The sequence below is a fragment of the Streptomyces sp. STAM6 genome (assembly GCF_054963715.1).
In genome coordinates, this window is record NZ_JBUEFZ010000006.1 from 52,454 (window position 1) to 77,042 (window position 24,589).

Genomic DNA, 24,589 nt, shown 5'->3' on the forward strand with positions numbered 1-24,589 from the left:
CCCTTTCTTCCCCCCCCACCCTTTCCGAGGAGGAATGCACCGTGGTGCGCAGTCCCGTGTCCTCCACCGTGGCAGCTGTGGTCGCCGGAGTCACAGGGAACGGCACGGCACTCGACGACGAGAAGTCGTTCGACGTGCCGCTGCTCGATCTCGGAGTGGACTCCCTGCGACTGGTACGCCTCGTCGCCGAACTGGAGGCCGTATTCGGATTCACCTTCGACAGAAGTGACCTCGTCCCGCACCGATTCGCCACCCTGCGGTCGGTCTGCGAACTCGTCGAGCGCCACAGCCGGGAGGCCGCCGCGGCGGACCCGGCCGGCGCCCCGGGAAGCTCCCCCACTCCCGGCCGAGACCCGTCCGCCACCTCACCGGCCACCCCACCGGCCGCGCCGTACACCGGAGCAAGCGCCCCTACCCCTGCCGCACGACCCGAGGATGCCCTGGAGCCGGCGCACGCCGGCTTCCCGGTCGAAGGCCGGCTCCTCATGCTCACCGCACGCACCAGGATGACCCCCGCGCAGACCGCCCTCGCGCGGGAGCTCATCCACGACCCCTCCCACGGCCTCGACCGCGGCGCGTTCGTCGAACTCGCCGCCCGCCACCGGGTCGTCAATCTGGTCGCCCGCAGCCTCGACCGCGAGCGGCTGATGCCCAAGGACCCCGTCATGCACGCGCTGCTGCGCGGCTCCTACCTCTACAACACCCACCGCAACCACGGCCTGCGCACCGAACTCGCCCTGTTGTTGCGCGAGTTCGGCACGCACGGGGTCAACGCCGTCGTACGCAAGGGCACCTACCTGTCGAACAGCTTCTATCCCGACCCGGGACTGCGGTACATGGTCGATCTCGACCTCTACGTCCCCGACGAGGAGATGGACCGCTACTGCGCCCTGATGACGAGCCTGGGCTACACCCAGGGCAGCAAGTCGGCCAACGGCCGCGTCATCGAACCGATGTCCCGCGACGAGGAGGTCTTCTCCCGGCTGCACGAATCGGCCCTTCCGCCTTTCTGGCGACTCACCAGTGACCCCTATGTCGACATCTTCGGCATCGACGCCAGCCACAATGTGATGCCCCCGACCAGCGGGAAGAGCCTGCCCGCCGCGGACATCCTGGAGCGGGCGCACCGCGGCCGGGTCGCCGGTGAGGACGTCTGGATCCCCAGTGCCGAGGACATGCTGCTCGACCTGGGTGTGCACCTGTACCGCGAGGCCACCTGGATCTGCTCCATCGAGGCCGGCAAGGACATCTGCCTGATCCGGTTCGTCGACATCGTCGAGTGGATCCGGGGCATGCGCGACCGGATCGACACGGGCCGGGTCGTGGACCTGGCGCGGCGGTACGACCTCGCGCCCGAGCTCTACTACGGGCTGCACCACACCGACGTCCTCTACCCAGGTGTGGTGGACGCGGCCCTGCTGGACGGTCTGCGCCCGGGCGACCTCGGCTATCTGGACGAGTACGGTCTCCTCGACCGCAGGCCAACCACCTGGGACGCGCCCTTCCTCGACCGCGTCTTCGATCCGGGCCACGGTGCCGGCGTCTCACTCGGGGCACCGGCATGACCAGTACGGGATTACCGGCACCGGCCGCCGCGGAACCGGCAGGGGCGGCGGCGCCACCGCCCGCGCCGCCGGGCACCACACGGGTCTGGCTCAGCCCCCGGGAACTCGACCCGGCCGCACGGCGCGCGTTCGGCGACATGGTCCCCTACTGTCTGCCCGGCGTGTCCGAGCACGTCCTCACCCGGGGCGCCAAGCCGGCCGTGCACTTCACCGTCGGGGAGGGGGGTGACGGGGACCGGGTGGTACGCCTGCTCGACGAGGCGCTGGCCCGTACCGCGGTACCGGCCGCCCCGGCGAAGGAGGCCCTGCTCGACCGGTGGGACCTGCCGGTGCGGCCACGGGGCGAGCACCCCGCCGACCTGCGCCCCGTCGGCGAGGGGCTCTTCGTCGGCGGCCCCGGGCTCGCCCGGCTCGCCACGGCCCTGGAGAACGCGGTGCTCGGGCTCGCCGCCAGGAACGGGGCGGCGGAATTCCTCGTGCCGCACCTCGTGTCGTGGGAGACGCTGGAGCGCGCCGGCTATGCCCGGCACTTCCCCCAGCACGTCACCGCCTGCCGGGTCGTCGGCCCCGACCTGGACGCCCTCGACCGGTTCGCGGCGGCGGAGGGGCGGGCGGAGCGCGGCGCCGAGCTGCGGGATGCGGACGTCTGCGTCGCTCCCGCCGTCTGCCTGCACCTGTTCGCCGGGCTGGCGTCCTCGACGCTGAGCACCCCGCTCGTGGCCACCGCGCGCGGCGCCTGCGGGCGGTACGAGGCCGGGGCCGGCGGCGCCACCACTCGTCTGTGGTCCTTCACCATGCGTGAACTGGTGTACGTGGGCGACCACACCGGGGCAGAAACGTTTCGCCAGAATCTGCTCGACGCCTTGGCCCGGTTGGCCGACGCCCTCGGCCTGCCGTGCCGGATCGAGTCCGCGAGCGACCCGTTCTTCATCGCCGAACGCTCGCGCATGACCGGCTTCCAGGAGAAGTTCGAGGTCAAGTACGAGTTGCGCGGCCGGCTCGCCTCCGACGGCACCGCCGTCGCCGTCAGCTCGCTCAACTGCCACGACCAGCACTTCGGCGCCGCGTTCGACATCCGGCTGCCGGACGGCTCCCCGGCCCACTCGGTGTGCGCCGGCTTCGGCCTCGACCGGTGGGCGCAGTGGCTGTACGGCTGGCTCGGGGACGACCCGGGGCACTGGCCCCCGCTCCTGCGCGAACACGCACACGAACCGAGCACATGGGAGAGCCCGTGAAGGTCGATGCGCCGACGCCGCTGATGTCCACCGCCGACATGTCCCGGCTGCGCCCCGGAGAGCCGCCCCTGGCCTGGCTCCCCGGCGTGTACGCCACCTTCGCCGAGAAGCTGCTCGCTCCCGAGGCCTACCCCTGCCACTTCGGCGTGCAGGGCCAGCAGCGGGGCCACAACTGGTTCGCGGCGCTCGATCCCGGGGCGCCCGCGAGCCACGGCGTCGACGCCCTGGTGACGACGCTGCTCGCCTTCCGCGAGCAGGCGTGGTCCGGGCCCAAGCGCCAGTCCCTCGTCCTGTTCGCGGGGCCGCCGGACCCGCACGCCGAACTGGCCGAACACCACACGCGGTTCTGGTCGCTGCTGTCCGCCCTCACCGCACGCGACCCCGCCCCCTGGCCGGAGAACCTGCCGCGCGACCCCGCCGACCCCCGCTGGCAGTGGTGCTTCGCCGGGGAGCCCTGGTTCGTCTTCGCCGCGGCGCCCGGACACCGGGCGCGCCGCAGCCGTGACCTCGGCCCGTGTCTGACGCTGGTCTTCCAGACCGGCCGGGTCTTCCAGGGCATCGGGGGATCCACCGTCGCCGGACAGGCGGCGAAGCGGCGGATCCGCGGCCGGCTGGAGGACTACGACACGGTGGGCCCCCACCCGGCGCTCGGCGACGCTCTCCTGTCCTCGCAGTACAAGTGGCGCCAGTACGCCCTGCCCGACGACCAGACCGTCGCCGCCGAGACCTCCTGCCCCTTCACGGCGGCCGCCCGGGAGACCGCGGCCCCCGGCGGAGACACCCCCGCCGGCACCCCGGGGCCCGGCGGCGCCACGGCCCCCGGCCCCACACCCCCGCGTCCCGTGACCGACCCCGAGAAGGAGGCCGTCCATGGCTGAGCAGGAATTCTGGTCACGGCACGTCTTCGTGCTGATCAGCTCCGACACCGTCTACCGCGACAAGCACCGGGACCTGGTCGGCCGGCTCCGCAAGGAGGGCTTCCAGCCGGTCGCCGCCCGCGCCGTGCGTGCCACCCCCGAGATGATCGACGACCTGTACGCGGACCTCATCGCGGGCCAGTGGCGCACCTGGCGCTACCGGCTGGTCGACGCCGCCCTGGCCATCGGCCCGGCCCTCGGGGTGATCTGCCGCTACACCGGCGACGACCCCGACCCGTACGCGCTGCTGGCCCGGCGCAAGGGCTACCAGCACCCGATGGAGGCGGAACCGGGCACCATCCGGCTCGACCTGGGCGCCGTCAACAGCGTGCTCAACCTGATGCACTCCTCCGACGATCCCGCCGAGTCCGAGCGCGAGGCCGCCGTCTTCGGCCTGACCGCGGCGGACGCCGTCGACGACCCGGACGAGGCCGCGGTGACGGTCGACTACCTGGCGGACCTCGTGGCCCCGGCGACCGCCGAGCACCGCGACTTCGACGCCGTGCTGGCGTCCGTCCGCACCAAGGTCCTCGCGACCCGCTGGAACGGCCTCACGGCGGACGGCAGGAGGGCCGTCCGCACGGCCTTCCCCACCACCAGCGCCCTCGCCGCTCCCGGCGCCGGGGACCGGCTCGCCGGACTCCTCGCCGACCACGTGCCGCACGAACTCCTCCCGGCGGTGCGCTGCGACTTCACCCCCGAGTGGCTCGGCCGCATCACCATGAGCGACGCGGACGAGCAGCTGCGCCGGACCGGTGTCGTGCTCGACCCCTGGGAACGACTGGTGCTGGAGACCTCGCTGCAGTTCCAGCCGCTGCGCCGCGAAGGGACGGCCGTATCGTGACCGCCCTGCGGACGGACACCGGGATGTCCCTCTCGGTCGCCGGCTCCCTGGACGGGATCGGCGCGGGGGCGTGGGACGCGCTCGCCGACGCGGCCGGCGCCTCGGTCTTCTACCGCCGCGCGTTCCTCGAAAGCGTCGAGAAACAGCCGCTGTCCAGCCCGTCCGAGGCGATGTACCTGCTCTGCCACGACCCGGCGGGACGGCTCGTCGCGGCGCTCCCGCTCTACCTCCAGGAGACCCGCGACCCGTTCGCGGCCTCACCGGCCTCCGGCACCGTCAGGGCCCTGCTCGGGCACGTCTGGCACTGCTACGACACCGCGCTGCTCAGCGCGGGTCCCCTCGGCGCGGACCTGGTCGCCCGCTTCTGGTCCGCGCTGGAGGACCTCGCCGACGCGTCGGGCGCCGAGCTGTGGGGGCTGGTCAACCTCCCGCTGGAGGAACCGCTGGCGCAGCACCTGGCGGCGGCCGGCGTGGACATCGAGGAGACCGTGCCCCGCTACCGGCTGCCCCTCGTGGCCGGCCCCGCCTCGCTGGACGACCACCTCGCCTCCGTCGGCCGGGCGTCCCGGCGGACCCTGCGCCACTACGTGCGGCGCGCCGAGCACGCGGGCGCCGTGATCACCGTGCGGGAGGGCCGGGAGGTGCTGGACCGGGCGGTCCTCGACCTGTGCCTGGCGACCGCGGACAAGCACGCCCCCGGCTACTACCCGCCGGACCGGCTGGCCGCGCTCGTCGAACGGCTCGGCACGGACTGCCGCATCATCCGGCTGGAGCTCGGCGGGGAGCTCCTCGCCGTGTCGCTCTGCATGCTCGACCACACGCGGATGCACGCCTGGGCCGGCGGCTGTCTGTATCCGCCCGAGCTCAACTGGAGCCCGCAGTACGTGCTGTTCGCCGCCGAACTGCGCGCCGGGTTCGAGTCCGGGCGCGCCGTGCTGGAGTGTGGCCGGCGCAACGACGAGTTCAAGACCCGGTACGGGCTGAAGGCCCACCGCCTCGGCCGGGCCGTCCGCAGGCGGGACGGCTGACATGGCGACCGGGACCACACGGATCACCGCCGGCTTCGACGCCGGCGCCTGGCAGGCGCTGCGCACCTCCTCGCCCCTGCAGAGCACGGCCTGGCTGCGGGCGATGCACTCCCGGCTGCCGGGGGCCGTCCACACCGTCACGCACGGGGACGAGGTGGGCTTCGTCGGCGCCGTCGTCGACGACCCCGACGCCTACGAGGCGTACAACCCGTACGCGATCCTCTGGCGCGACCCGCCGGTGTTCGGCGTGACGGACCCGCTGCGGCGCCGCACCGTGCTGGAGCGGCACGGCCCCGGCGCCGCCGGGGTGCTCCCCGCCCTGGTCCTGGTCGTGCCCGGCTACAGCGGCAACCCGGCCGGCGCCGGCGCCCGGCGCCCCGAAGCGGTCCGGGCCTGTCTGGAGGACACCGCGGTGTGGTGCGCGGTGAACGGGCTCGCGGGCCTCTACGTCCTGTACACGGACGACTCGCCCGAGGGCACGGCCACCGCCCGGGCGGCCGCCGCACTCGGCGCGACGTCCTTCCCGCTCACCACCCGGTGGGGCCTGGACGTCCGGTGGGACGACTGGGACGGCTATCTGGCCGGGCTGCCGGGCCGGCGGCGCGCGGAGGTACGGCGGGAAGTGCGCCGCGCCGCCGAGGCGGGAGTGGTCCCGTGCGGAGTGGACCCGGTGCGGGAGTTCGACCAGATCATCGACGCCCGCTGCGAGCTGCTGGAGCAGTACGGACAGCACGCCGACCGGGACGCGGAGAGCCGCCGGCTGTCGTCCCTGATCGACGCCTTCGGCCCGGCGCTCACCGCCTACGGCGCCCGGGGCGGCGACGGGCTCGCCGCGGCGTCGGTCTGCGTCCGCGACGGCCGCTCCCTGCACGTCGTCTACAGCGGGACGAGGAAGGCGGCGCACCGGCAGCCGTTCGCCCACTTCCTCGCCACCTACTACGCCGTCGTGCGGCACAACGGGCGGGACGCGCTGGACGAGATCGACTACGGCATCGGGCACGGCTCCGGCAAGGCGCTGCGGGGCTGCCGCGGCCGTCCCCTGCACGGACACGCCCTGGCGGTCGACGCCCGCACCGCGCCCCGTCTGGCCGAGGCGGCCCGCCTCCTGGACCCCGTCCCGGACGGCCGGTCCGCCTGACCGGCCGTCCCACCCACGAGCACCGGAGTGGCCATGCGACAGCACGAACACGACGCCGACTTCGAACGGCGGGCGGCGAGCCTGTTACGGGCCGCCGCCAACGACCTCAAGCGCGACGAGGAGAGCGCCGACCGCGACCTGGGGCTGGAACCGGGATCCTTCGCCGCGTACGTGTCCGGGCGTACCCCCGTCACCTGGGAGCTCATCCAGCGGGCGGCCGGGGTGTGGCCCCTCAGCGAACGCGATCTGCTGCCGGTCCGGGACGACTGCCCTGACGGGGTGCGCGTCCACCGCCTCAAGGAATCGCTGGCGAGCTCCCGCGTCCTGACCAGGGACGGCGCCGACTACTACGAGTACCGGGACACGGCGATGTCCCGTGGCGCCTCCTACCGGCCCGAGTGGATCCGCATGCTCCAGGTCGTGGAGGACAACGACCCGGACAACCCTCTGGTCAAGTGGAACCGTGGTCATCTGCTGTACCAGTTCACCTACTTCGTCGGCCCGGTGAACTACTACTACAGCTGGGGCGGGGAGCGGGTCTGCGTCCCCATGGACACCGGCGACTCCGTCTGGGGCCTGCCGTTCGCCCCCCACACCTTCACCGCGCGGGAAGCCGGCCGGCCCGCGTACATCCTGGCGCTGACCTACGGCGGCGATCTGGTCGGCGACGCCCAGCGGGAAGCCGCCCTGCTCGGCGCCGGCACCGCCCACGACCTGGCGCTGCCGGTCGACGACCCGCGGCGGGCCGGGGCCCGGCTGCTGGCGTCGTTCTTCGCCGCACGGGCGATGACGGTGCCCGAGGCCGCGGACCGGACGGGACTGCCGGCCGACCGGCTCACCGAGCTGCTGGCCGGAACGGCCGAGCCCGCCGCGGGGGAACTCCAGCGGCTGGCCCGGGCCCTGGGGGTCTCCGTGCGCGATCTGCTGCCGCCGCGCAGTACCGCGGAGCGGGGCGTGGTGGTCCGCCGCGCGGCCGGAACCCGCCGGTGGCTCCACCCCGACCCGGCCGCCCCCTCCTACCGGATGCGGGAACTGGCCACCGACCCCCTGCACCCGCACACCAGCGCCCTCGAAGTCGAGGTGCTGGACACCGCGGGCCGCCCGGCGGCCCCGCTCACCACGACACAGCACCAGTACGCGTACGTGCTGGGCGACGCCCCGGTCACGCTCACCTGGACGCACGACGGCACCGAGCGCCGGGAGGAACTGGCCCCCGGTGACTCCGTGTACGTCCGTCCGTGCGTCCCGGTCGCCTTCTCCGGGGAACGGCCGCGCGTGCTGCTGCTGCGCATCGGCGGCGCCGTCGGCCCCGGCGTCCGCTTCGCGCTGGGGGCGATGGCCGAGGGCGGGATCAGCCGGTACATCGCCGAAGACAGGCTCTGGTACGCGAAAGGGAAGGGAACACAGTGACAACGACGACTCCCGGCAAGGCATCCGGCCGGCAGCCGGCCCCCGGCGCCCCCCTGTCCAAGGCCGCCAGGCTGCGTGCCATGCTCCGCGACGGCCCCGGGCCGGTCCGTGCCGTGGGCGCGCACGACGGGCTCACGGCGAAACTCGTCGAGCAGGCGGGGTTCGACGCGGTGTGGTCCTCCAGCTTCGAGATATCGGCCAGCCACGGGCTGCCCGACGCCAGCCTGATCACGATGTCGCAGTACCTCGCCGCGTCCGAGGCGATGGACCTGAGCGTCGGCATCCCGGTGATCGCCGACTGCGACACGGGGTTCGGCGGGCCGCTCAACGCCGCGTACACCGTGCAGCGTTACGAGCGGGCGGGGATCGCCGCCGTCTCCATCGAGGACAAACTCTTCCCGAAGATCAACAGCTTCGCGGACGCCTCCCAGGACCTGCTGCCCACGGAGGAGTTCGTGCTGAAGATCAAGGCGGGCAAGGAGGCGCAGACCGACCCCGACTTCCTGCTGATCGCCCGCACCGAGGCGCTCATCGCCGGGATGGAGGTGTCCGAGGCGCTCGACCGGGCCCACGCCTACGTCGCCGCGGGCGCCGATGCCGTCCTGGTGCACAGCAAGAGCAAACGCCCCGACGAGGTGCTGGAGTTCGCCTCCCGCTGGGACAGTGAGGTCCCGCTGGTCGCGGTGCCCACCACCTACCACGTGGTGGACGAGGCGACCCTGTACGACGCCGGTTTCCGTGTGGTGATCTACGCCAACCACGGGCTGCGGGCCGCGGTGCGCGGTGTGCAGGAGACCCTGGGCGAACTGCGCCGGGCCGGGCGGGCGCAGGCGGTCCAGGAACGCATCGCGCCCATGCACGAGGTCTTCGCGCTGCAGGGCATGCCGGCCCAGTACCGGGAAGGCCGATGACGAGCGCCCGGGAATTCCTCGACGCCCTGCGGGACCAGCACGTCGGCCTGGTGGCGGGGGTGCCGTGCTCGTACTTCGCCGGCCCGATCCAACTGCTCGAACAGGGCGCGGGACCGGTGTACGTGCCGGCCGCCAACGAGGGCGGTGCTCTCGCCGCCGCGGCGGGTGCCGGGCTGGCCGGGCGGACGGCCGTCGTCCTGGCGCAGAACTCCGGCTTCGGCAACCTCGTCAACCCGCTGACGTCTCTGGTGCTGCCCTACCGCATCCCGGTGCTGGTGATGATGAGCATGCGGGGATGGCCCACCGCGGGCGCCGGAGAGCCCCAGCACCGGTGGATGGGGCGCGTGGTGCCGCAGTGGCTGGAGTCTCTGGAGATCCCCCATTGGACCCTGTCGCCCGGCGGTGAGCCCCTCGACGCGCTGCTGAGCAAGGCCCGGCCCGTCCTGGACGGCGGCGGCACCGCGTTCGTCCTGGTCGAGAAGGGCGCGATCGGGGCCGCCGAGCCGTCGGCCGCCCACGGCGCTGCGGCGTCCCGCGCTCCGGCACCCGCACCGGCGGACGCGTCCCCGGTGCCGACGCGGGACGACCTGGTCGACGCGCTGCTCGCGGAGGTGAGCGACGAGAACGTGCTGTCCACCACGGGCTACCTGTCCCGCACCCTGTTCAACCGGGGCGACCGCGACCGGAACTTCTACATGCAGGGCTCCATGGGACACCTGCCGTCCCTGGCCCTGGGGGCCGCCCTGGCCCGCCCCGACGAGCGCTTCGTCCTGTTGGACGGCGACGGGGCGGTCCTGATGCACATGGGAGCCCTGGCGACCGTCGGACACCACGCCCCGCGCCACTTCCTGCACATCGTCTTCGACAACGGTTCCTACGCCTCCACGGGCGGACAGGCCGCCGTGCGGGCGGACTTCGCCGCGGTCGGGCGCGGCTGCGGCTACCGGCACGTCCACCGCGTCGCGACCACCGCGGCTCTCGGGCCCGCGCTGCGCGAGGCGCTGGCCGCCGAGGGTCCGGCCCTGCTGGTCGTCACCGGCTCGGACGGCGGCGCACTGGGTGAACGGGCCTCCAGCGCCCTGGGCGTCGAGCAGGTCGCCCGGCGGTTCGCGGGGGCGCTGGAGGGCTCCCGGGGAGGTGAGGCACGTGATACTGCCGACCGCCTCTGAGGGCCTCGCCGTCCCTGTCGCGCCGGACGGCCTGTTCGAGGGGCCGGCCGCGCTGCCCGGCCACCCCGCCGCCCACCTCGGCGACGGCTGTGCCGCCCTGCTCGGTGGTGTCCTGGACCGGCTCGGCGCCACCCGTCTGCTGCTGGTGCACGGCCGGGGCTCGTTCTTCCGGTGCGGCGCCGGCCGGCTGGCCGAGGAGTGGGGACGCCACCGCGAGGTACGTCACTTCGACGCCTTCACCGCCAACCCCCGGGTGGAGGACGTCGAGGCCGGGGTGCGCCGCGCCCGGGCGTTCGGGCCGCACGCGGTGGTCGGTGTCGGCGGGGGCAGCGCCCTGGACATGGCCAAGATGATCGCGGTTCTGAGCGGACAGGACGCCGCCCCCGGCGACTGCCTGGCCCACCCGGAACTCGTGCGCGCGCCACGCGCGTGCTCGCTCGTCCTGCTGCCCACCACGGCCGGGTCGGGCAGCGAGATGACCCGCTTCGCCACCGTCTACGCCGGGGGCCGCAAACGGTCCCTGGACCATCCGGACGTCCGGGCCGACGTGGTGCTCGTCGACCCGCTCCTGACCGCGTCGGTGCCCCGTCCCGCCGCCGTGGCCGCGGCACTGGACGCGCTGAGCCAGGCCGTGGAGTCGTACTGGTCCGTCAGCGCCACCCCGCAGTCCCGGCAGCTGGCCCGGGGCGCCCTGACCGAACTCCTCCCGGCGCTCGGCGGGATCGCCGCGGGCGGCGTATCCGGACCGGGGCGCGGCGGGTCCGGACGCTCAGGGTCCGGACGCGCCGGACCGGGACGCGCCGGCGCGGGCGGCGGTGGGGGCGGTTCCGGCCGGCTCACCCCGTCGGACGTGCGGACCCGGCTCGCCCGCGGGGCCTCGGCCGCCGGGGCCGCCATCGACATCACCCGCACCACAGCGGCCCACGCCCTGTCGTACGCGCTCACCGCGCGCCTCGGGCTGCCGCACGGCGCGGCGGTCGCCGTCCACCTGCGCTGGCTCATCGGGCACCACGCGCAGGCCACCGCCGAGGACTGCCGGCACCCCGGGGGACCACGTGAACTCCGCCGGATCATCGAGGACGTCCAGGAACTGTCCCTCCGGGCGACCTCCCTGCCCGTCGAGCAGCTGCTGGCCCGGCTGCTCGCGGCGGGCGGCCACCCGGCCGGCATCCACGACCTCTCCCTGCCCGCCGGTGACTGGGCCGCCCCGCTCACCGAGGCGCTGGCCTCCCGGCGGGCGGAGAACACCCCGCGCGCGGTCACCGAGGCCGATGTGCACCGTCTGCTGTCCTGACCAGAAAGGTTGCGCTACGCATGGCCACTCACCAGGTCCTCTACACCGACCCGCCCTACCTCGTCGAGCAGGGTGTCTGTGACCCCGGCCGGGCCGTGACGGAACGGGAGGTGCTCGGCGCGGACGTCGACCTGCGCTTCGGCCGCCACTTGGAGGGGCGGTACGAGATCACCGGCGACGGTCTCCTTCAACGGGCCGCCGGCTCCGACGTTCTGGTGGTCTACCGGTGCCGGGTCACCCCCGAACTCCTCGACGCGGCCGGGGACCGGCTGCGTGCCGTCGTCCGGCAGGGCGTCGGCGTGGACAACCTCGACCCCGCCCTGCTCGCCGAGCGCGGTCTGCCGGGCTACAACGTTCCCGACTACTGCGTGGACGAGGTGGCGACCCACACCAGCGCCCTCGCCCTGGCCCTGGAACGCCGCGTCGTCCCCCAGCACGGCACGCTCGTCGGCGGCACCTTCGACATCTACGCCGGCGGCGTCCCGCGCCGCCTCAACCGGGCCACCCTCGGCATCGTCGGCTTCGGCCGCATCGGCCGGGCCGTCGCCCGCAGGCTCGGCACCTTCTACGGTGCCGTCCGCGTGTACGACCCCTATGTGGGACGGGACCTGGCCGAGGGGTACGGCGCCCGCGCGGTCGACTCCCTCGACGAACTCCTCGCCACCTCCGACCTGGTGACCCTGCACTGCCCGCTGACTCCCCGGACGGAGCTGCTGATCGGCGAGGAGCAGCTGCGCACCATGAAACGCGGGTCCTACCTCGTCAACGCCGCCCGCGGCCGGCTGGTCGACCCAGGCGCGCTGCACAAGGCACTCGACGAGGGATGGATCGCCGGCGCCGGTCTCGACGTGTTCTCACCGGAGAACCCCCACCACGACGAGCTGTGGACGCCGGTGCTGGGCCACCCCGGCGTCGTCGTCACGAGCCACCGGGCCTTCCTCTCCCAGGAGGCCGAGAGCAGCAGCCGCCGCCGGGTCGCGGAACTGGTCCGCGCCGTGCTGGACGGCCGTACCGAGGGCCTCGTCGGCCGGGTCGACCCGGAAGCGGGCCGCCGGTGACCGTGCTCTCCCCCACCGCCGCCGCGTCCACCGCGGCGGACGTCGTCGTGCTGTCCACCGGTGACGTGCGCGTGCCCCTCCACGAGGAAGCGGCGCCCTTCGCCCCTCGGGCCGAGGACCAGCCCTACCGCGCGCCCCAGGGGGACGCCGGGCTGCGCGAGGCCGTCGCCGCGTACACGGCCCGGGCCGGTGCCGTGATCACGGCGGACCAGGTCGTCGTCGCGCCCGGGGCCCGTCAGGCCATCGTCGTCACGCTGCGCGCCCTGCTCGGGCAGCGGCCCGAGGTCCTCCTGCCCACCCCGTACTGGACCAGCTACCCCGAACTCATCGGCATGGCGGGCGGCACCACGGTGCGTGTCCCGGGCACGGTCGGCGACGGCGCCCTGGACGTGGCCGCGCTGGACGCCCGCAGAACGCCGCGCACCGGCGCCGTCGTCGTCAACTCCCCGCGCAACCCCGACGGCGCCGTCGTGCCCGGGCACGCCCTGCGGGAGGTGGTCGGCTGGGCGGAGCGCCACGGCATCGCCGTACTGTTCGACCAGGTGTACCGGGGCGTCGCCCTCACCTCCGAGCCCGCGCCGACCGTCGCCGGCCTGTACCCCGAACTGCCCGGTCACTGTGTGGTGGTGGACGGGCTGACCAAGAGCCACGCCCTGGCCGGGCTCCGGGTGGGCTGGGCGGTGGTCCCACCCCGGCTGCGGGCTCCGGTCACCGCCCTGGCCTCGCACCTGATCGGCGGCACCTGCGGCCCCGCGCAGGACGCCGCGCTGACCGCACTGGCGGGCACCGTGCCCGGCCGGGTGCGGGAGGCCCTGACGCGCAACCTCGACCGGGCCGTCGCGGCGCTGCGGGCGATTCCGGGGCTGGAGTGCCCCCGCCCCACCTCCGGCATCTTCCTCTTCCCCGATCTGCGGCCGTGGCTGGCCCGCGACGCGCCCGACGCCGCCCGGCGCGACCTCGGCGGCTGGCTGAGGGATCACCACCGCGTCGCCGTCGTGGACGGCGGGCACTTCGGGGCGCCCGGGCACGTCCGGCTCTCGTTCGCCGTGCCGGCGCCGCAGCTCGACGAAGGCCTGCGCAGACTGAGGTCCGCGCTCGAAGGGAGCGCGCGGTGACGGACGCCCTCCGGGTGAGCCGGGCCTACCCCGCCTCCTGGCGGGCCGACCCCGCACTGCCGCTGCTCGCTTCGGAGCCCTGGCACGACGCCATGAGCGGCCGGTTCGAAGGGCAGCCCGTGTGGCTCTGGACCCAGAAGCCGTTCCCGGCCCCTTCCCCGGCCCTGTCCCCGGCCCCTCCCCCGGCCGTGTCTCCGGCCCCGGACGGCGACGACGGGACCGCCCCGCCCGCGGTCGGCCTCGCCGGCCATATCGTGTCCGAACCGGCCGGCTATCCGCTGGCCGACGCCCTGCACCTGGCCGCCGGAGCTGACTCGCCGTTCGCCGACGACGCGGTACGGGACCGCCTCGGCGCCCTCGCGCCCGAAGCGGCGGCCTGGTATCCGTATCTGCTGCTGACCTGCCCCGGCTACGCCACCTTCCCGGTCGGCGGCGCGGCGCACGACCCCGCCGCGCTGCGCCGGGCACTGGCCGCCGTGCTCGACTGGTCCCGGGCCCAGGGGCTGCGGGGTGTGGCGCTGCCGTACACCGAGGCGGCCGGTCCGCTCGCGAGCGCGGCCCGCGACCTGGGTGCCGTGGGACCGGTCATCGGCGCCGACTCGCAACTCGTGGTCGGCCCGGGGGGTTTCGGCCCGTACCTGGAGCGGTTCGAGCCGAAGCGGCGCAGAAGGCTCAGGGCCGAGCGGCGCGCCCTGCACGCCCGGGGGCTGCGCGGCCGTCGCGCCGGCCGGGTGACCGGCCCACTCCTGGACCGGCTGGCCGAACTGCGCTGCCACCACCGGGAGAAGTACGGCCTGCCGGCCGACCGGGCGGCCGAACGGGCCCGTCTCGCCGGCCTCGTCGGCCCCCTTGCGGACCGCACCGACGTCATCACGGTCGGAGGGGAGGCCGACGACGGCTCCGACGCGGTCTCCTTCGGTCTCTTCGTCCGCGACCGGCACGTCTGGCACGCCGTGTACACCGGCAACGACTACCGGGACCCGCGCAGCCGGAACGCCTACTTCGAGGCGGTGTACTACGCGCCCGTGGAGCTGGCCGGGCCGCTGGGCATCAGCCACATCTCGTACGGGCTCGCCGCCGACCGGGCCAAGAGGCTGCGCGGCTGCACGTCCGTCCCGGTCACCTGTCTGCTGCTGGGTCTCACCGAGCGATCGGCCGCCGTGGCGGCGCGGGTCGTGGACGCCTGGACACCCGGCTCGCCCCCGTCGCCGCCCCCGGCGGCCCCACCGCCCTCACCGACCGCATCGCTCACGGAAAGGAGCTGACCATGCTGAGCGGCGCCCACGGGGCCGGCGTCCCGGACACCGAGCGCGTCGATCCCCGCGAGGCCCTGCGCCGACTGCCCGGACCGCTGCAGCTTCCCCTCACCTGTCTCACCGGCAAGGCGTACCGCGGCCAGCGCGGCCCCGGCCTCACACCGACGTTCCACCTCGTCGCCGCACTGACGTCACTGACGGCCGGCGTGGCGCTCGGCGCATGGGCGCTGGCGGCCCTTCGGGCCCCGTCCTGGTGGGCGGTTCCGCTGCTGGCGGCGGGCTGGGCCGTCACGCTCCACGGCATGCGCAATCTGCGGATGATGGTGTTCCACCAGTGCGCCCACCGCAACATGTGGCGCCGCAGAGCCCTCGACCGGTTCACCGGCAAGCTGCTGGCGGGACTGCTGCTGATCCAGGCGTTCGACGCGTACAGCCGGGAGCACGTGAAGGACCACCACGCGGTGCACCACATGACCCTGCGTGATCCCACGGTGCAGGCCTTCCTGCTCACGCTGGGGCTGCGGCCCGGGATGACACGGCGCCGGATGTGGCGCATCGTGCTGCGCAAGCTGGTCTCCCCCGGGTACCACCTGCGGTTCCTGGTGGCGCGGTTGCGCGGCTACTGGGCGACGGCCGGCGCGGCCGCACGGGCGGTGACGGTCGCGGCGTACGCGGCGCTGGCCGCCGCCCTCACCTGGTGGGGCGCCTGGACCGTCTTCCTGGTGTGCTGGCTGGTGCCGCTGACCGTGCTGTTCCAGATCAGCAACACCCTGAGGCTGTGCGTCAAGCACACCTTCCCCCGGCCCGGTACCTCCACCAAGGGCAAGGAGTACTTCGCCTCCCTCACCAACGCCATCTTCCTCTGCTCGGCGCCCCCGTCCCCCGCGCTCACCGGGCTGCCGAAGTGGCGTGCGTGGTCGGGCTGGTGGGCCCGGCTCCTCCTCGTCCACTTCCCGAGCCGCTATCTGGTCCTGACCGGCGACACCGTGTGCCACGACTACCACCACCGCCACCCCATGAGCAGGGAATGGGCCGACTACGTGTTCGCCCGGCAGCGCGACATCGACCGCGGGCACCCGGGCTGGCCCCCGTACCAGGAGGCCTGGGGGCTGGTGCCCGCGATCAACCGGGTCTTCGACTCCCTGGCGACCGCCGATCCGGACGTGTACGACGCGGCGCGCATCGCGCGGGCCGCCGAGGGCAGCCGAGCGGCCTTCCTCGCCTTCGACGACTGAGACCGACCGAGAAACCGAGGTGCCATCATGCCCGCCCTGCCCGTCTCCGCACCCACCCCGGGCGCCCGGGGGACGGTGATCCTCGGCGTCGCGGCGAGCGACGCGCACGCCGTCGCCAACCAGCTCATCGCCGCGTCGCTCCGGCTCGCCGGCTTCACCGTCGTCAACCTGGGCGTGTGCACACCGCTGGAGGACTTCGCCCGTGCGGTGGACGAGCACCCGGACGCCCTCGCCGTCGCGGTCGGCAGCACCAACGGCCACGCGTACGACGATCTGCGCGCCCTGCCCGAGCTGCGCCGCGCCGGCCGTCTGCGGTGCCCCCTGCTGCTCGGCGGGAATCTCTCCGTCGGCCGGCACAAGGACGACGCGCACCGTGACCGGCTGCGGAGCCTGGGCGTGGACCGGATCGTGTCGGACATCCATGAACTGCACGACGTCCTCCTCCGGCTGGCGGCGAGCAGGGAACCCGACTCCCTGGTTTCGGGGCTGTGATGTTCGCCGGCATCGAGACCCCCCGCCTGCGGGACCTCCCGGACCTGGACTCCTGCGTCGGCTACATCGAGCGGCTCGGCAAGCCCACGTCCGCGCGGCTGATCGAGGACGCGGCCCGCACCGGCCGGCCGGTCCTCCAGCCGCGCTGCGGGGTGGGCGGCCAGGAGGAGATGCGGCGGTTGCTGCGCGCGCTGGAGGAGCGGGCGGCTCCGGAGGTGCTGTCCCTGACCATCGACTCGCACACCCGGCTGCTGCGGTTCGCCGAGGCGGGCCGGATCCTGCGCAGCGATCCCTCGCGGCTCAACGGCTATCCCCTCGTCAGCCACGGCTGGCGGCGCGGCCGGGAACTCAACGAGTCCGTGCGCGCTCCCCTGGAGGTGCGGCACGGCTCTCCCGACGCGCGGGAACTGTTCGTCACGGCGATCGCCTCCGGCATCACCTCGTTCGAGGGCGGCGGGGTCTCGTACAACCTCCCCTACGCCAAGGACGTGCCACTGGAGCACTCCCTGCGGGCCTGGCGGGAGGTGGACCGGGCGTGCGGGCTGCTCGCCGAGCGGGGCGTGGTCGTCGAACGGGAGCTGTTCGGCACGCTGACGGCGGTGCTCATGCCGCCCAGCATCAGCATCGCCGTGTCGCTGCTGGAGGCGCTCGCCGCGGCGGACGAGGGCGTCACCTTCCTCACCGTGCCCTATCCGCAGGGCGGGAACGCCGTCCAGGACGTCGCCGCGCTGAGGGCCATCGCGATCCTCGGCGAGCGCCATCTGGGCGGGCGGGCGGCCGTGCACCCGGCACTGCACCAGTTCATGGGCGCCTTCCCGCGCGACCCGGCCCAGGCGGACGCGCTGATCCTCCTCGGCGGTCTGGTGGCCGTGTGGGGCGGTGCGGCGAAGGTGGTCGTGAAGACGAACCAGGAGGCGTACGGCATCCCGGACGTCGCGGCGAACGTGCGCGGGCTGCACACGACGCGGGTGGCCGTGTCGGGATACCTGGGCGGCGGATTCGGTGTGGCGGAGGAAGCCGTGGCCGAGGAGACGCACTGGATCTGCCGGGAGGTGGAGGAGCTCGTCGAGCCCGTACTGCACGGTGGTGACCTGCCGCACGGCATCGAGGAGGCGTTCCGGGCGGGCCGGCTCGACGTGCCGTTCAGCGCCAGTGTGCACGCCCACAACGTGGTGCTGCCCTGCCGGGACCCGTGGGGGGCGATCCGCTTCGCCGATCCGGGCCGGCTGCCGTTCTCCGCCGGGACGCTGCACCGCAACAACCGGACGATCGAGCGCCGTTCGCCGCGGGCGGGCGCGAGCGCGACGGATCTGGTCGGCGCGATCCAGGCCGACATCGAGTACTTCTCCGCAGGGCTGAGGCAGCCCGTACGAAAGGAAGACGACGCATGCAGCACCACATGCTGGTGATCGGCAGGTCCCGGGAGATCCACGCCAAGGTGGCGAAACTGGGCTTCAGGATGTCGGTCGTCGCCGCCAGGTCGAAGCTGTCCACGATGGACATGGGCATCTACGACCGTGCCGTCGGGCTCCCCGCGGACGCGCCGCTCGACGAGTGGGTGGCCCTGGCCCGGGCGGTGCACGCCGTGGACCCCGTCATGGCGGTCGGGGGCCTCAGTGAGACCACGCAGTACGTCGCCGCCGCCGTGGCGGAGGAGCTGGGCCTGCCGTACGCCTCCAGCCGCACCGTCCTGCTGTCCCGCGACAAGTACGAGATGCGCCGGGTGCTGCGCGAGCGGGGCATCGACGCCACGGCGTCCCGCGTGGTGTCCGACGCGGCGGGCATCGAGAAGTTCGCCGCCGAGCACGGCTACCCGATCGTGCTCAAACCCCGTGACGGCCAGGGCAAGATGGGCTTCTCCCTGCTGCGCGGCGCGGACGACGTCCGGCCGGCCCTGGCCCGTTTCGAGGCCCAGACCCCCGCCTCGGACATGCTGGTGGAGGAGTTCCTCGAAGGCGAGGAGTACAGCGTCGAGGCCTTCTCCGAGGACGGGGAGCACCGGCTGATCTGCGTCACCCGGAAGTACAAGGACCCGCGGACGTTCGTGGAGATCGGCCACTGCGTCCCGGCCGCCGTGGACCCGGAGACCGACCGCACCCTGAAGGACTTCGCCGTGCGCGTGCTGGACGCCATCGGTGTGCGGGGCGGCCCCTCGCACACCGAGATCATGCTGGGCCCCGACGGCCCGCGGGTCGTGGAGACCCATGTCCGGCTCCCCGGCGGGGCCGTGGTCACCCTCATCGACCTGCTGAGCGGCGTCGACCTCGACGAGCTGTGGATACGCCAGCTGGCGGGCGAGAGCGTCCTGGCGGAGGTGCCGGTGGAGCTGCGCGGCCACGCCGCGTCCGCGTTCGCCGTCCCCGAGGGACCGGGGACGCTCCTGCGCATCGACGGCGCGGAGGAGGCCGCGCGGCAGCCCGGTGTGGCGGAGGTGCGGCTGATCTTCGAACCGGGCACGGAGATCTCCGGCATCTACGACTCCGACTCACGGGGCGCCGGGATTCTGGCCCGCGGGGCGACGGCCCAGGAGGCGGTGGCGCGCAGCCGGGCGGCGCTGGGTCTGCTGCGGTTCGACATCAGCCGCCCGGAGATGTGACGCGGCGCGCCACCGGACGACCCCTACGGGTGCAGGCGGTAGCGGAAGACGCCGGTCTCCCGGCGGGCGAAGCCCACCCGCTCGTAGAGGCGGTGGGCGGCGACGCGGCTCGGCCGGGAGGTGAGGTCCACCTCGCGGGCGCCGAGCCGCTCCGCCTCGCGCAGCGCTTCCTCCACCAGGGCACGCCCCACGCCTCGGCCGCGGTGGTCCTCGTCGACGACGACATCCTCCAGCCGTGACGTGATCCCGGTGGGAAGGACCACCACGACCAGGGTCAGCAGCCCGACCACCCGGCCGTCGATCCGCGCCGCCAGTACGGTGTTGGAGTCGGCGCGGACGACCCGTTCCAGGTGATCGGCGGCGACTTCCGTGGTCTCCTTGCCCAGTTGGGGAATGAGCCGGCCGACGTCCTTCACGACGTCGTCGGTCAGCCGGTCCAGCACAGTGACGGACAGATCGCTCACAGCCGAGTCTCCCTCGAACAACCCCGTACGGCGGAAAGTCACCCGCCCATCTTCGAACGGGTGGCAGCGACACGGCAAAGCTCCGCCCGTGCCACAACGGGCACGTTATGTTCGGCGGCATGATGGAACGCGTCGCTGTCCTCTCCGACATCCACGGTGTCCTGCCCGCGCTGGAGGCGGTGCTCGCGGAGCCCGACGTGCGGGACGCCGATCGGATCGTCCTGACCGGTGACATCGCGGCCGGCCCGCTCCCGGTGGAGACCCTCGACCTCCTCACGGCCCTCGGTGACCGGGCCGTCTGGATCAGGGGCAACGGCGACCGTGCCCTGATCGAGACCGACGGCGACGACCGCCGCTCCGTCTCCGCCTGGGCCGCCGAGCAGCTCCGCCCCGACCAGGTGACGCTCCTGTCGTCTCTGCCCGCGACGGCGGAACTGACCGTCGCCGGCCTCGGCCGCGTCCTTTTCTGCCATGCCACCCCGCGCGACGACGAGGAGATCGTCCTCGTCGACTCCCGCGCGGAACGCTGGGCCGAGGTCCTGAAGGACGTCGACGACGCCGTCACCACCGTCGTCTGCGGTCACACCCACATGCCGTACGCGCGGCTGGTCCACGGCCGCATGGTCGTCAACCCGGGCAGCGTCGGCATGCCCTACGGCCGCCCCGGCGCCCACTGGGCCCTCCTGGGCCCCGGCATCACCCTGCGCCACACCCCTGTCGCCCCCGAGCCCGCCTGCACCCGCATCACCACGGAATCCTCCTTCGCGGGCGCCCCGGACTGGGTGGACACCTACGTCCGCCGCACCGCCTCGGCGGAGGAGGCGATCGAGGTCTTCGGCCCCGGGGACGGGCGGGACTGAGAGCTCCGGGATCGGCGCCGCCTCGCCCCCAGGGCGCCGTGGGGCGCCACATGGCGCGCCACCCCTCAGCGAATGGCGCCACATGGCGCCATATTCGCTTGCAATGGCGCCACATTGGTGCCACTATCATTCCCATGGACCTGACCCCCTACGTCGATCACCTCCGTCGTGAACTCGCGGTCGCCGCGAACGCCGGCGGGGACGAAGCACGCGCCCTGGCCGAGCGACTGACCGCCCCTCTGGAGTCGGCCGCCCGCCTGACGCTCCTGAACGCGCTGTCCGCCGCTTCGGACGAGATCACTCGCGAGTTGGCGCCGGGCTCGGTGGACGTGAGGCTGCGGGGAGTGGACCCCGAGTTCGTGGTGACGGCACCGCCGGCACCGGAGGGCACCGGCGAGGACGCCAACGGCGCGGCAGCACCGGTGGCGCCACCCATGGCACCGGTGGCACCACTCCCCGCGGACGGCGAGGAGGGCGGTACGGCCCGGATCAACTTCCGGCTCCCGGCGCCCCTCAAGGCCCGGGTCGAGGACGCCGCCGGCCAGGAGGGCCTGTCGGTCAACGCCTGGCTCGTACGGGCCGTGGCCCTCGCCCTGGAGCCGGGCGAACCGGCGCAGCCCGCCGCACGCACCACCCGGCAGGGCAAGAGTTACCGGGGCTGGGTCCGCTAGGGCGAGCGCATCGCCTGCGCCACTCCTTCACCCCGCGCCCCCGCGCACACACCCAATCAGAGTCAAGAGGACGGGACAGCCATGCCTGCTTTCGAAACCCCCGGGCCCATCACCGCCGTCGTCGAGTTCGAGGTCGGCAATGTGCGGATCACCGCGAGCGAGCGCACGGACACGATCGTCGAGGTGCTGCCGAGCAACGGGGCCGAGGACGTCGACGTACGGGTGGTGCAGCAGACCAAGGTCGCGTACGCCAACGGCGTCCTGACGGTCAAGGGCCCCAAGAAGCGCTCCCTGTTCGGCAAGCACGGCTCGGTCGACGTGACCGTCGAGCTGCCCGCCGGTTCGCACCTTCAGGGCACCTCCGCCATCGGGGACTACATCTGCGAGGGACCTCTCGGGGAGTGCCGGCTCAAGACCTCGCTCGGTGACATCCAGCTCGACGAGGCGGGCGTCGCGAACCTGCGGACGGGCACCGGGGACATCCGCGTCGAGCGCGCCATGGGCGACGCCGAGCTCCACGGGGTCGGCCGGATCGAGGTCGGCAGGATCGCGGGGGCGGCGACCGTCAAGAACAGCAACGGCGACACCGCGATCGGCGAGATCACCGGTCGGCTGAAGGTCAACTCCTCCAACGGCCGCATCACGGTCGGCGTCGCCCACGCGTCCGTGGAGGCCAAGTCCGCCTATGGCGCCATCCGGATCGACGAGGTGGCCCGGGGCGTGATGCAGCTCCAGACCGCCACCGGTGACGTGGAGGTCGGCATCCGCGAGACCTCCGCGGCCTGGCTGGACGTCAACTCCCGCGTCGGCACCATCCGCAACTCGCTCGGTGCCGCCGAGGGCCCCGACACGTCGGAGGAGACCGTGGAGATCCACGCCCGTACCGGCGCCGGCGACATCGTGATCCGTCGGGCCTGAACCCCCCGATCGCCGCGAGACGCACAAGAACGTCCGCCACGAGGAAGGACCTCATGTCACACCTGAAACGTCACAACCCGTCGGGTGCGAGGCGGGCCTTATGACCGCGTCACCCCTCGCCACGTCCGCCCCGGCGATCGCCACCGCCGGTCCGCGCACGTCGTACGCCGACAAGGTCGTCATGGACGGCATCGAACCGCCCCTCCCCGAAGGCACGGCCTTCGCGCTGCCCGGCCCCGACGGCGCCGGTAGGACCACCACCGTGCGGGCCCTTTCCGCACTCATCGCCCCCGACGCCGGCCGGGCCCGGATCGCCGGCCACGACCTCACCGACGGGCCGGACGGCACACCGGGCACCTCGTCGGCAGCGTCATCCGGACCCTGGTGGCCATCGCGACGGTGCCCGGTGTCGCGCTCGCCATCGGCTTCCGCCCCGACGCCGCCGCCCTCGAACCGCTCGCCGCGGCCGGGCTCCCGACGCTGATCACCTACGCGCTGGGCCGGCTTTCCGGCGGCATCGGCCTGGTGGCCAAGCCAACGAGTCGGCGAGCAACACACCACTGCCGCTGATCTTCCGGTCTTCCTGCCCTTCCTGCCCTTCCTCGGCAGCGCCGTCGTGCCGACGGGCTCGATGCCCACCGGGCTGCGCGGTTCGCCGAGTACCAGACCTCGCCCCGGTCGTCGAAACCCTGCGCGGCCGGCTGATGGGCACGGAGATCGGCGACAGCGGAGCCGTCGTGTCGGCCCGGTGCCTCGACCTCACCCTCGTGGGCCACCTCTGGTCGCGCTCCGCCTTCGAGCGCACCACCAAGCGGTGAACACCGCTTCTCTCATGTCACTTCACCGGTCGCATCAGGATGCCACCGCTCTTCACCGTTTCGTCCCTCTCCATGGAGGACACCATGCAGCACGAACCAGCACCCCGCCTCGGGGTCACCGAGCCCGTCGCCCTCCCCACGCGGCGCGCCCCCGGCTGTCCCTTCGACCCGCCCGCCCGACTGGCGGAGCTGCGCCACGAGAGCCCGCTGATCCGGATGACCTACCCCGACGGTCACGTCGGCTGGCTGGCCACCGGCTACTCCACGGTTCGCGCGATCATGGCGGACAGCCGCTTCAGCTCGCGCTACGAGCTGATGCACTACCCCTTTCCCGGGGGGCCCGAGGGCCCGCTGCCGCCCGCTCCGGTCGGCGACATGACCGGGATGGACGCGCCCGAGCACACCCGCTTCCGGCGGCTTCTGACGGGCAAGTTCACCGTACGCCGGATGCGCCTGCTCACCGACCGGGTCGAGGAGATCACCGCGGAGCACCTGGACGCCATGGAGCGCCGCGGACCGGGAACCGACCTGGTGGAGGCGTACGCCCGGCCCATACCCGCGCTGGTGATCTGCGAACTGCTGGGTGTTCCCTTCGCGGACCGCGAGCGCTTCCAGCACCACGCACACACGATCATGTCCATGGATGTGACGCCCGAGGACCGGTACGCCGCCCACGCCGGACTCGAGTCCTATATGGCCGAGTTGGTCGCCGCCAAGCGCGCGGTGCCCTCCGACGACCTGCTCGGCGACCTGGCCCAGGACTCCGTCCTCAGCGACGAGGAGCTGATCGGCATCGGGGGCTTCCTGCTCGCCGCCGGGCTCGACACCACCGCCAACATGATCGCCCACGGCACGTTCGCGCTGCTCAGCAACCCGGCCCAGGCCGAGGCCCTGCGCCGGGACCCGGGCCTAGCGCCCCAGGCCGTCGAGGAACTGATGCGCTATCTGACCATCGCCCACACCAGTGTGAAGTCCGCGCTGGAGGACGTCGAACTGGAGGGCCGGCTCATCAAGGCGGGCGAGAGCGTCACGATCTCGTTCGAGGCCGCCAACCGGGATCCGGAGCGGTTCCCCGACCCGGACGTGCTCGACCTGCACCGCGGGGCCACCGGGCACCTCGGCTTCGGACACGGCATCCACCAGTGCCTCGGCCAGCAGCTGGCCCGCGTCGAGATGACGGTGGCCCTGCCCGCGCTCCTCGCCAGGTTCCCCACACTGCGGCTCGACGTGCCGGCCGGGGAGGTGCCGCTGCGGACGGACATGAGCATCTACGGCGTGCACCGGCTGCCCGTCACATGGGACGAGGACTGATCCGGTGGACGTCCGTGTCGATCGCGACCGGTGCCTCGGCGCCGGAATGTGCGTCTTGACCGCTCCTCAGGTCTTCGACCAGGACGAGGACGAAGGCCTGGTGGTCCTGCTGAACGCCCGACCGCCGCGGGAGCACCACGCGGCAGTCCGCGTCGCCGCCGGTGTCTGCCCGGCCGCGGCCCTCACCGTCACGGAGCGGGACTCCTCCTCCGCCTGACAGCCACGGCCTCTCCTCCCCGGAATCCCCCGGCTCCCCGGCTCCCCTTCTCCCCGGCGCCGCCTCC

At 73.6% G+C, this 24,589-nt stretch carries 24 protein-coding genes and 1 pseudogene; 24 read left to right on the plus strand and 1 reads right to left on the minus strand.

Annotated elements, in window-relative coordinates; genetic code table 11:
* The first annotated feature begins 41 nt into the window (after positions 1–41).
* The 17 genes from ACY34K_RS10585 to ACY34K_RS10665 are packed head-to-tail and all read left to right on the plus strand — an operon-like array spanning position 42 to position 19,263.
* Positions 42–1,565 carry a nucleotidyltransferase family protein gene (locus tag ACY34K_RS10585; protein ID WP_462745909.1) on the plus strand — a complete coding sequence of 508 codons (1,524 nt, stop codon included), beginning with the start codon at positions 42–44 and terminating at the stop codon, positions 1,563–1,565.
* A complete protein-coding gene (locus ACY34K_RS10590; protein WP_462745910.1) occupies positions 1,562–2,800 on the plus strand; it encodes a class-II aminoacyl-tRNA synthetase family protein in 1,239 nt (412 codons plus the stop codon). Before ACY34K_RS10585 ends, ACY34K_RS10590 begins: the two co-directional genes overlap by 4 nt.
* Positions 2,797–3,678 carry a YqcI/YcgG family protein gene (locus ACY34K_RS10595; RefSeq protein WP_462745911.1) on the plus strand — a complete coding sequence of 294 codons (882 nt, stop codon included), beginning with the start codon at positions 2,797–2,799 and terminating at the stop codon, positions 3,676–3,678. Before ACY34K_RS10590 ends, ACY34K_RS10595 begins: the two co-directional genes overlap by 4 nt.
* Positions 3,671–4,561, plus strand: a complete 891-nt coding sequence (locus tag ACY34K_RS10600; protein ID WP_462745912.1) for a nucleoside-diphosphate kinase — start codon at positions 3,671–3,673, stop codon at positions 4,559–4,561. Before ACY34K_RS10595 ends, ACY34K_RS10600 begins: the two co-directional genes overlap by 8 nt.
* Positions 4,558–5,589 carry a GNAT family N-acetyltransferase gene (locus ACY34K_RS10605; RefSeq protein WP_462745913.1) on the plus strand — a complete coding sequence of 344 codons (1,032 nt, stop codon included), beginning with the start codon at positions 4,558–4,560 and terminating at the stop codon, positions 5,587–5,589. Before ACY34K_RS10600 ends, ACY34K_RS10605 begins: the two co-directional genes overlap by 4 nt.
* 1 nt (position 5,590) lies before the next feature.
* Complete coding sequence (locus ACY34K_RS10610; protein ID WP_462745914.1) at positions 5,591–6,727, plus strand: GNAT family N-acetyltransferase; 1,137 nt, start codon at positions 5,591–5,593, stop codon at positions 6,725–6,727.
* Between the two features lie 33 nt (positions 6,728–6,760).
* Positions 6,761–8,137: a helix-turn-helix domain-containing protein gene (locus ACY34K_RS10615; protein WP_462745915.1), complete on the plus strand. Its 1,377-nt coding sequence runs from the start codon at positions 6,761–6,763 to the stop codon at positions 8,135–8,137.
* Entirely contained in the window at positions 8,134–9,048 is a 915-nt protein-coding gene (locus tag ACY34K_RS10620) for an isocitrate lyase/phosphoenolpyruvate mutase family protein (protein WP_462745916.1), read from the plus strand. Before ACY34K_RS10615 ends, ACY34K_RS10620 begins: the two co-directional genes overlap by 4 nt.
* Complete coding sequence (aepY, locus tag ACY34K_RS10625) at positions 9,045–10,217, plus strand: phosphonopyruvate decarboxylase (protein WP_462745917.1); 1,173 nt, start codon at positions 9,045–9,047, stop codon at positions 10,215–10,217. Before ACY34K_RS10620 ends, aepY begins: the two co-directional genes overlap by 4 nt.
* Positions 10,195–11,511: an iron-containing alcohol dehydrogenase gene (locus tag ACY34K_RS10630; protein WP_462745918.1), complete on the plus strand. Its 1,317-nt coding sequence runs from the start codon at positions 10,195–10,197 to the stop codon at positions 11,509–11,511. The genes aepY and ACY34K_RS10630 overlap by 23 nt, the downstream gene beginning before the upstream one ends.
* A gap of 20 nt (positions 11,512–11,531) precedes the next feature.
* On the plus strand, positions 11,532–12,569 hold the full coding sequence (locus tag ACY34K_RS10635; RefSeq protein ID WP_462745919.1) for a C-terminal binding protein: 1,038 nt from the start codon (positions 11,532–11,534) through the stop codon (positions 12,567–12,569).
* Positions 12,566–13,684: a pyridoxal phosphate-dependent aminotransferase gene (locus ACY34K_RS10640; protein WP_462745920.1), complete on the plus strand. Its 1,119-nt coding sequence runs from the start codon at positions 12,566–12,568 to the stop codon at positions 13,682–13,684. Before ACY34K_RS10635 ends, ACY34K_RS10640 begins: the two co-directional genes overlap by 4 nt.
* Positions 13,681–14,949 (plus strand): hypothetical protein, encoded by a 1,269-nt coding sequence (locus ACY34K_RS10645; RefSeq protein ID WP_462745921.1) that lies wholly within the window; start codon positions 13,681–13,683, stop codon positions 14,947–14,949. The genes ACY34K_RS10640 and ACY34K_RS10645 overlap by 4 nt, the downstream gene beginning before the upstream one ends.
* Positions 14,950–14,951: 2 nt before the next feature.
* Positions 14,952–16,175, plus strand: coding sequence for a fatty acid desaturase (locus tag ACY34K_RS10650; protein ID WP_462745922.1), 1,224 nt, complete (start codon positions 14,952–14,954; stop codon positions 16,173–16,175).
* 27 nt (positions 16,176–16,202) lie between these two features.
* Positions 16,203–16,667 carry a cobalamin-dependent protein gene (locus tag ACY34K_RS10655; protein WP_462745923.1) on the plus strand — a complete coding sequence of 155 codons (465 nt, stop codon included), beginning with the start codon at positions 16,203–16,205 and terminating at the stop codon, positions 16,665–16,667.
* The gene (locus ACY34K_RS10660) at positions 16,667–18,076 is read left to right on the plus strand and encodes a methylaspartate mutase (protein WP_462745924.1); all 1,410 of its coding nucleotides are present in this window, start codon (positions 16,667–16,669) and stop codon (positions 18,074–18,076) included. Before ACY34K_RS10655 ends, ACY34K_RS10660 begins: the two co-directional genes overlap by 1 nt.
* Positions 18,055–19,263 carry an ATP-grasp domain-containing protein gene (locus ACY34K_RS10665; protein WP_462745925.1) on the plus strand — a complete coding sequence of 403 codons (1,209 nt, stop codon included), beginning with the start codon at positions 18,055–18,057 and terminating at the stop codon, positions 19,261–19,263. Before ACY34K_RS10660 ends, ACY34K_RS10665 begins: the two co-directional genes overlap by 22 nt.
* A gap of 23 nt (positions 19,264–19,286) precedes the next feature.
* Here the strand turns inward: ACY34K_RS10665 and ACY34K_RS10670 are convergent, their stop codons facing one another.
* On the minus strand, positions 19,287–19,727 hold the full coding sequence (locus ACY34K_RS10670; protein WP_462745926.1) for a GNAT family N-acetyltransferase: 441 nt from the start codon (positions 19,725–19,727) through the stop codon (positions 19,287–19,289).
* Positions 19,728–19,846: 119 nt separating this feature from the next.
* Here ACY34K_RS10670 and ACY34K_RS10675 point away from each other — a divergent pair, with 119 nt between their 5' ends.
* From ACY34K_RS10675 to ACY34K_RS10705, 7 genes and pseudogenes are all read left to right on the plus strand, one after another.
* On the plus strand, positions 19,847–20,587 hold the full coding sequence (locus ACY34K_RS10675) for a metallophosphoesterase family protein (protein ID WP_462745928.1): 741 nt from the start codon (positions 19,847–19,849) through the stop codon (positions 20,585–20,587).
* A 134-nt stretch (positions 20,588–20,721) separates the two neighbouring features.
* Complete coding sequence (locus ACY34K_RS10680; protein WP_462745929.1) at positions 20,722–21,258, plus strand: hypothetical protein; 537 nt, start codon at positions 20,722–20,724, stop codon at positions 21,256–21,258.
* A gap of 81 nt (positions 21,259–21,339) precedes the next feature.
* Positions 21,340–22,176, plus strand: coding sequence for a DUF4097 family beta strand repeat-containing protein (locus ACY34K_RS10685; protein ID WP_462745930.1), 837 nt, complete (start codon positions 21,340–21,342; stop codon positions 22,174–22,176).
* Positions 22,177–22,357: 181 nt separating this feature from the next.
* A pseudogene (locus tag ACY34K_RS10690) lies at positions 22,358–22,450 on the plus strand (hypothetical protein); the annotation flags it as partial.
* 110 nt (positions 22,451–22,560) lie between these two features.
* Positions 22,561–22,746 (plus strand): hypothetical protein, encoded by a 186-nt coding sequence (locus ACY34K_RS10695; protein WP_462746085.1) that lies wholly within the window; start codon positions 22,561–22,563, stop codon positions 22,744–22,746.
* A 332-nt stretch (positions 22,747–23,078) separates the two neighbouring features.
* The gene (locus ACY34K_RS10700) at positions 23,079–24,305 is read left to right on the plus strand and encodes a cytochrome P450 (RefSeq protein WP_462745931.1); all 1,227 of its coding nucleotides are present in this window, start codon (positions 23,079–23,081) and stop codon (positions 24,303–24,305) included.
* 4 nt (positions 24,306–24,309) lie between these two features.
* Positions 24,310–24,522 carry a ferredoxin gene (locus ACY34K_RS10705; protein WP_462745932.1) on the plus strand — a complete coding sequence of 71 codons (213 nt, stop codon included), beginning with the start codon at positions 24,310–24,312 and terminating at the stop codon, positions 24,520–24,522.
* Positions 24,523–24,589: the final 67 nt, after the last annotated feature.

Bases quoted from the DNA above. Each gene is read 5' to 3' on its own strand.
- ACY34K_RS10590 (WP_462745910.1), top strand. From the start codon at position 1,562: ATGACCAGTACGGGATTACCGGCACCGGCCGCCGCGGAACCGGCAGGG.
- ACY34K_RS10600 (WP_462745912.1), top strand. From the start codon at position 3,671: ATGGCTGAGCAGGAATTCTGGTCACGGCACGTCTTCGTGCTGATCAGC.
- ACY34K_RS10610 (WP_462745914.1), top strand. From the start codon at position 5,591: ATGGCGACCGGGACCACACGGATCACCGCCGGCTTCGACGCCGGCGCC.
- ACY34K_RS10615 (WP_462745915.1), top strand. From the start codon at position 6,761: ATGCGACAGCACGAACACGACGCCGACTTCGAACGGCGGGCGGCGAGC.
- aepY (WP_462745917.1), top strand. From the start codon at position 9,045: ATGACGAGCGCCCGGGAATTCCTCGACGCCCTGCGGGACCAGCACGTC.
- ACY34K_RS10635 (WP_462745919.1), top strand. From the start codon at position 11,532: ATGGCCACTCACCAGGTCCTCTACACCGACCCGCCCTACCTCGTCGAG.
- ACY34K_RS10650 (WP_462745922.1), top strand. From the start codon at position 14,952: ATGCTGAGCGGCGCCCACGGGGCCGGCGTCCCGGACACCGAGCGCGTC.
- ACY34K_RS10655 (WP_462745923.1), top strand. From the start codon at position 16,203: ATGCCCGCCCTGCCCGTCTCCGCACCCACCCCGGGCGCCCGGGGGACG.
- ACY34K_RS10660 (WP_462745924.1), top strand. From the start codon at position 16,667: ATGTTCGCCGGCATCGAGACCCCCCGCCTGCGGGACCTCCCGGACCTG.
- ACY34K_RS10665 (WP_462745925.1), top strand. From the start codon at position 18,055: ATGCAGCACCACATGCTGGTGATCGGCAGGTCCCGGGAGATCCACGCC.
- ACY34K_RS10675 (WP_462745928.1), top strand. From the start codon at position 19,847: ATGATGGAACGCGTCGCTGTCCTCTCCGACATCCACGGTGTCCTGCCC.
- ACY34K_RS10680 (WP_462745929.1), top strand. From the start codon at position 20,722: ATGGACCTGACCCCCTACGTCGATCACCTCCGTCGTGAACTCGCGGTC.
- ACY34K_RS10685 (WP_462745930.1), top strand. From the start codon at position 21,340: ATGCCTGCTTTCGAAACCCCCGGGCCCATCACCGCCGTCGTCGAGTTC.
- ACY34K_RS10700 (WP_462745931.1), top strand. From the start codon at position 23,079: ATGCAGCACGAACCAGCACCCCGCCTCGGGGTCACCGAGCCCGTCGCC.